Genomic DNA, 6,157 nt, shown 5'->3' with positions numbered 1-6,157 from the left:
GCCCCGGACCGGCGGGTCAGCCTCCGGTCCGCGCCCCGCTCAGCATGGCCGCTCTCAGGTCCGGGTCCTCCAGGGCTCCCACGCCCCGTACCGCCACCGCCGCCAGCAGATCGCGGTCCGCGCCGTGCACCGGCGCCGGCAGCGAGTCCAGCCAGTGCTGTCCCGACGGGGAGGCCCACGGGCTGTACGGGTGGTTCTCCACCCGCGCGATCGCCAGGCAGCCCAGCGTCAGCACCAGAGGCAGTCCGAACCAGGCGGCCACCGGGCCCGCGTAGCCGGTCTCCTGACCTGGCATCAGCATGGCGGTGGCCGCCAGGACCACCACCAGCACCGCCGCGCCCCGCACGGCCCGGGCCGCCGACTCCAGGCTCGTCCGGGTGCCGTGCGGAACGGCCAGGCCTGCCGCGACGAGGCGGTCGGCGAGGGAGCGTACGGCGTCGGCCGCCGCGGCCGCGGCCCGTATCGGCGCTATCCGGGACTGCCCTTCCGGGCCGATCACGCGGATCACGGTGCGCTCGACCTCGTCCCGCCCCTCCGGGTCGACGACCGTCGCCCAGCCCGTGTGGGCGAGCAGCAGCCGGCGCCGCAGGTGCATGGAGACCAACGCCAGATCGGCCACCCGCTGGGGCCCGCCGGCAAGGAACGCAGTCTCGTAGAGGTTGAGTTCGGGGGAGACGGGCGCCCGTGCGGCACCGAGCGGCCGCTGCGCGGCACCCGCGGTGACGAGGCACAGCCGGATGCAGGAGACGGCGGCCGCACCCCACGCGACCAGAAGAAGCAGGACCCAGAGCATGGCGGAGTTCTATGTGAAAGCTGCGGGGGAGCGCCATGGGCTGTTCACGATATGGACGAATCCCGGTCACAGACGGTCATGGGTGGCTGAATCCGTACGCATGGCGACTCCGCGCCCTTCATGAGCTGCTGCCGCAGCTGGAACCCCCTCCACAGCTCGACCCACTGCTGCAACTGGAGCCGCCGCTGCTGCCACAGCTGGATCCGCTGCTGCCGCAGCTCGATCCCGAGCTGCACGTGGAACCCGTCCCCGAGTCGCCGCCCCCGCCGGTGGAACCACCGCAGCTGCCGCCGCCGGGGCCCACCCCCGCGCACCACAGCACCGGTACGAACGCGGCTGCGGCGGCGGGCGAGCCCGAGGGGACCGACGAGGAACGCCCCGTGGGCCGTTGCCGGGCGGCGGCCACCAACTGCCCTTGGAGCTCCGGGTCGGGGAGTGCCCCCAGCCCCTGGGTGGCCACCAGGTGGGCCGGATCGGTCACATGGGCGTTGGCCAGCCGGTAGCTGTCGGCGGCCCTGCGCCCCGCCATGGTGAGCCGGGCCTTGGCCGCCGCCGCGGTGGCCAGACCGGCCCAGGCCCCGGCCACGAGCGCGGGCAGCACCTTCAGGAAGAAGGGGAACGGAATGCCCGTGTACCCGTCGTGCAGGGCGTACTGCGCGACGGTCAGGGCGATGCTGACCGGGAACCCCACGATGCATCCGACGCCCAGGGTGAGTGCCCAGGCGCGGCGGGCCCGGCTCTCGCCGGGTGCGACCAGCAGTCCGCGGGCGGCCAGACCGTCGCCGATCTCCTGCACCGCCGGATGCCGCATCACGGTCTCCCGCAGGGTGTGCAGGGCGCCGTTCGGGGCCGCGGCCAGCTCCTGGAGCACGGCGCGCTCCACCGCGTCACGGGCCTCGTCCCGCTGGACCGCGACGATGCCGGGTCCACCGATGGCCAGCCGCCCGTCCGAGTGCATGCGGGTGAGAGCGGTGTCCACCACCCGGGCCGGACCGCCGCTGAGGAACGCCTCCTCGGACAGGTCGTGCACATACACGGCCGTGCCGCTGCCCCGCAGGCCGGCGCTGCGCGTCGCGATGACCAGGAGCGTCGCGGAGACGGCCACGGCGAGAGTCAGCAGAAGAGCAAGAGTGTTCATCGCGGTCACTTTCCGAGGAGGGCGGCACGGGCGGCGTGGACCAGACGGGTCCCTCGGCGCGGTGGACGAGGGGCGGCGCGCTCCTGCCACCAGCGCGTCAGCTTCCGGCGGGCCGCGTCATCGGCCGGCAGGCCCGTGACGAGGAGGTGCTCGGCGAAGCCGAGCGCGTCGCGGCGGTAACCGGCGGACATCGGCCGGTTCCTGGCGTACGCGAGGAAGGCCTTCCGGTAGCCGTCACCGAGGATCCCGGGTAGCTCCGGTGCGACCTTGGCGACGACGTCGGCCCGTTTCGCGGCCAGGGCCCGGCTCTGTACCCCGAGCCGCCGGTGGTCGAAGCCGTCCGGTGCCGGGGTGCCGGCCACCAGGGTCGAGAGCAGCGCGGTCTGAGCCACGGCGGTCCGCTCGCGGGCCCCGGCCGCACGTGACGACGGCTCCGGGGCACGGGCGGGCCGTTGCCGCGCGGCCCGAGGCCCTGCCGCGGACGCGGCCAGCGTGCCGCGGATCGCGGTCAGTTCACCGGCCAGCTCCTCGGCCGGCGGGAAGTCGTCGTCGCGCTCCAGCAGGACCCCCGGAGGGTCCACCCGGGAGCGGAGTTCGCTCAGCACGTCCAGGACGGGGCGTGTCACGGGGTGGGCGTGCGTGTCGTGCCAGACGCCGTCCCTCTCCATGCCACCCGCCACATGGACGTACGCGATGGCCTCCACCGGCAGTTCGTCGAGGGCGGTCGACGGGTCCTCTCCGCGGTTGACGTGGTTGGTGTGCAGATTGGCGACGTCGATCAGCAGCCGTACGCCGGTGCGCTCGACCAGCTCCGCGAGGAACTGTCCCTCGGTCATCTCCTCGCCGGGCCAGGAGATCAGCGCGGCGATGTTCTCCAGGGCCAGCGGGACGGGCAGCGAGTCCTGCGCGATCCGCACGTTCTCGCACAGCACGTCCAGCGCGTCCCAGGTCCGGGGCACCGGCAGCAGATGGCCCGCTTCCAGGAGCTGTGACGCGGTGAGCGGCCCCCCGGCGCGTACGAACGCGATGTGCTCCGTCACCAGGGGCGTGCCCAGCAGCTCGGCCCGCGCCGCCAGGTCCGCGAGGCGGCCGGGGTCCGGGCGGTCGGCCCCGCCCAGGCCCAGCGAGACGCCGTGCGGGACGACCGTGACCCCGCGCTCCCGGAGCCGTACGAGGGAATCGGGGAGATGGTCCGTGCAGAGGTTCTCCGCGACCGCCTCGACCCAGTCGATCCCCGGCAGTGCCTCGACGGCGTCCGCGATCTCCGGCCGCCATCCGATGCCGATTCCCAGCTTCATGGTGTCCCCTCCCCGTTCTGTGCAGGGGTCATGGCCCCGCCAGGCGCCGGTGAACCCGGAAGGGGGGACGTTCAGAGCTGAATTTGAGGTTCCCGGACGAGGTCGGAGTGTCCCGTTATTCGATCGTGATTCTTCCGGCGAGCCTGGCGGTACCCCGTGGACCTGCGGAAACGCGGAGTAGCACAGATATGCCGACGAGCCGGACACTCCGGATTAATTCCATGGTCTGTTGACGTAGATCAACAGGCGTTCGCATGCTGATCGACATGCCATCCAAGGACGGCCCCGCGGCACGCTTCCGGCGGGGCGCGACGAGCGCGGACCCGAACCGCCGGGCCGTGGTGCCGTGCTCGGCCGGAGCAGGACCGACGACCCCGAGGGGCTGTACGGGGCCACTTCGTACGACGGCGGCCTCGCGGATTCCGTAGCCCGCCGGCCGTGACCGACCGCCGCCCGACACCGCCCGGCACAGGCGCGGGCACCCGGCGGAGCGGCCGACCTCGACCCGCACGATCCGACCCGACCGACCCGGGACCGGCCCGGCGATCCGGCATGCCCGCCGACGGTCCTCGCGGAGGACACGGCGTCCTGGACTTGACGAAGGAGAACGTCACTGATGACCAGTACCGAGAACACGCCGCACCTCGGCCGGCGGTCCCTGCTGGCCCGTGCCGCCGGAGTGGGTGCGGCGGCGGCGCTGCCCGTGGCCGCCGCACCGGCGGCCCAGGCCTCGGCCGCGCCGGCTTCGACCGCTCGCACTCCGGCCGCGGCGAAGCGGCGGTACCCGGCGAACTGGCCCGACCCCGCGCCCTACGGCCTCGCGGACACCCGGCCCGACCTGTGGCCCCGTGAGGACAATTCCTTCGTCCTCCCGCTGGAGCTGCGCCCCCGCGACAAGGAGCGCGGAGTGGTGTGGATGCGGGACACCTACGTCAACTGCTTCGTGGTCGACGGCCGTCCGCTCTACGTCGCCACGGGTACCACCCGGGTGCCCGGGCTCGAAGCTGCCGGCCCGTGGAACGACGGCATCTTCGTCTGGACGGCCCGGTCACTCAAAGGGCCCTGGAAGCTGGCCGACACGACACGGATCCGGCCCGGCGCGGAGAAGGGCAAGGTGTGGTCGCCCGAGTTCACCGACGAGAACCGGTCCGGTCGCACGGTCGTCGCTCCGTGGCAGGAGTACTGGTACGACGAGCAGTTCGGCAAGCGCGGCCAGGCCTGGGCCCCGGAGCTGCACCACTTCCGCGGGAAGTGGTACATGGTCGCGTGCATGGGCGACCACTCCGAGAAGGTCGGCTCGTTCATGCTCGTGAGCGAGGGCGGGGTCGAGGGCCCGTACAGGCTCGTCGAGGGCAACATCGAGAAGCCCTTCGGTGAGTCGTTCATCGGGGGACCGAGCTTCATCAAGCCCGGCGCCTACCACCACATCGACGGCAGCCTCTACTCCGAGGGCGACGACGCGTGGCTGGTCCTGCACAACAACCTCTATGCGAAGTTCCGCGACGACATGGAGGACATCGTCCCGACGACGAACCTCCCCACGTTCAAGCAGACCCCGTACTCGCCCGAGCCGTACCTCGAAGGCGCGTACGTGTTCAGGCACGGGGGGAAGTACTTCCTCCTCCACGCCGCCTGGGACCGGACGTCGGTCAATGCCGACGGCACCCCGCGCCACGCCTACGACGTGGGCGGCACCGGTCGCGTGCAGTACCAGTACGACGCGGTCGCCGCCGTCTCGGACAGCTTCGAGGGCCCGTACTCCGAGCGCTGGACCGTCGGCGTCGGCGCCGGCCACAACAACTTCTTCGAGGACTCCGACGGCGACCTGTGGGCGACGTTCTTCCGGAACCCGAACTTCGGCTACTGGTCCAACCCTTCGCGTCTGGCCGACGCCGCGGTGCCCGGTGTCGTACGGGTGGAATGGACCGGCCCGAAGGGCAACCGCCTGTACACCGAGCGCCGGGACCGCGACTGAGCCCTTCGTTCCGGGCGGGGCCTCAGGGCTGAGGCAGCGGAGCCATGGTCGGTGGCACCGGGCGGGAGGTGAACGACTGGTCGCCGCTCGGGGTCACCGGCACCGGCACCTGCGGGACGCCGCCGCCCGATGACACGGGCGGCCCCGAGGGACTGGCCGTCGAGGCGCCCGCCGCCTCGCGCGCCAGGCCGTCGAAGTCGACGAATCCGGTGCGCTCCAGCATGGTGATGTGGTCGAGCACCGTCTGGTTGGCGTCGGAGGCGAGCTGCCGGATCAGTGAGTTGCGCGTGGTGTGCCGGACCTGCGCGATCAGTGCGAACACCTTGCCGTGCGCGGCACGCAGGAGGTTGGCGAACTTCTGCTCGTACTCCTGGCCACTGGCCGCGGTGAGCTCCCTGAGCCAGCCCTGCTGCTGCTCGGACGGCTGGTTCGGGAGCTCCACGCCCAGCTTGGCGGCCACGTCGCGGGCCCGCCGGTCCAGGTCCGTGTGGCCGACCACCAGATGATCCCCGGCGAGCTTCACCCCCTCGCTGGGCGCGCGCTCGATGGCCTGCTGCCCCGCGGGCAGTTCCCACAGCCCGGCGAGGCGCACCTTGATCAGGAAGTCCCGGTCGGTCGCGGAGAGCGGGCCCCACTGGGTGGCGACGCTGGACGCGTTCAGATTGGCCTCGCCGGTGCCGGAGCGGTCGGCGTAGGACCACACGGGAAAGGCGAGGGCGCCGAGCGTGGCGACCAGCGCGGCGATGATGAGGGCCGTTCCGTTGATGCGTCGCAGCAAGATGTCTCCCGGGCCGGTATGTGACAGCGTCGAATCAACCGCCAACTGAAGCGTCGTTCAACCTACTTGGCGGTAATGCCGATGCGGCAGTACGGGGAGATACGTATTTCGGCGCAGGGTTGTTCAGCCGGGCGGGGAAAAGTGGGCGCACCGCCGGTCCTGCCCGGTCCTGCCC

At 72.2% G+C, this 6,157-nt stretch carries 5 protein-coding genes; 1 reads left to right on the top strand and 4 read right to left on the bottom strand.

Features of this window, described 5'->3' with window-relative positions; genetic code table 11:
• Positions 1-16 precede the first annotated feature (16 nt).
• From ACFWFI_RS40260 to ACFWFI_RS40250, 3 genes are all read right to left on the bottom strand, one after another.
• Positions 17-793: a TIGR04222 domain-containing membrane protein gene (locus tag ACFWFI_RS40260; RefSeq protein ID WP_387400519.1), complete on the bottom strand. Its 777-nt coding sequence runs from the start codon at positions 791-793 to the stop codon at positions 17-19.
• Positions 794-911: 118 nt separating this feature from the next.
• The gene (locus ACFWFI_RS40255; protein WP_387400517.1) at positions 912-1,931 is read right to left on the bottom strand and encodes a TIGR04222 domain-containing membrane protein; all 1,020 of its coding nucleotides are present in this window, start codon (positions 1,929-1,931) and stop codon (positions 912-914) included.
• Between the two features lie 5 nt (positions 1,932-1,936).
• On the bottom strand, positions 1,937-3,229 hold the full coding sequence (locus tag ACFWFI_RS40250) for an MbnB/TglH/ChrH family RiPP precursor modification enzyme (protein WP_387400515.1): 1,293 nt from the start codon (positions 3,227-3,229) through the stop codon (positions 1,937-1,939).
• Positions 3,230-3,845: 616 nt separating this feature from the next.
• Between ACFWFI_RS40250 and ACFWFI_RS40245 the strand changes: the two genes are divergently transcribed.
• Positions 3,846-5,204, top strand: coding sequence for a family 43 glycosylhydrolase (locus ACFWFI_RS40245; protein WP_387400513.1), 1,359 nt, complete (start codon positions 3,846-3,848; stop codon positions 5,202-5,204).
• A 22-nt stretch (positions 5,205-5,226) separates the two neighbouring features.
• Here the strand turns inward: ACFWFI_RS40245 and ACFWFI_RS40240 are convergent, their stop codons facing one another.
• Entirely contained in the window at positions 5,227-5,979 is a 753-nt protein-coding gene (locus ACFWFI_RS40240) for a DUF4142 domain-containing protein (protein WP_387400521.1), read from the bottom strand.
• Positions 5,980-6,157 lie beyond the last annotated feature (178 nt).

The organism is Streptomyces sp. NPDC060209, assembly GCF_042728155.1.
In the GTDB taxonomy this organism is placed as follows: domain Bacteria; phylum Actinomycetota; class Actinomycetes; order Streptomycetales; family Streptomycetaceae; genus Streptomyces.
This window is presented reverse-complemented; position numbering and strand designations above follow the sequence as displayed.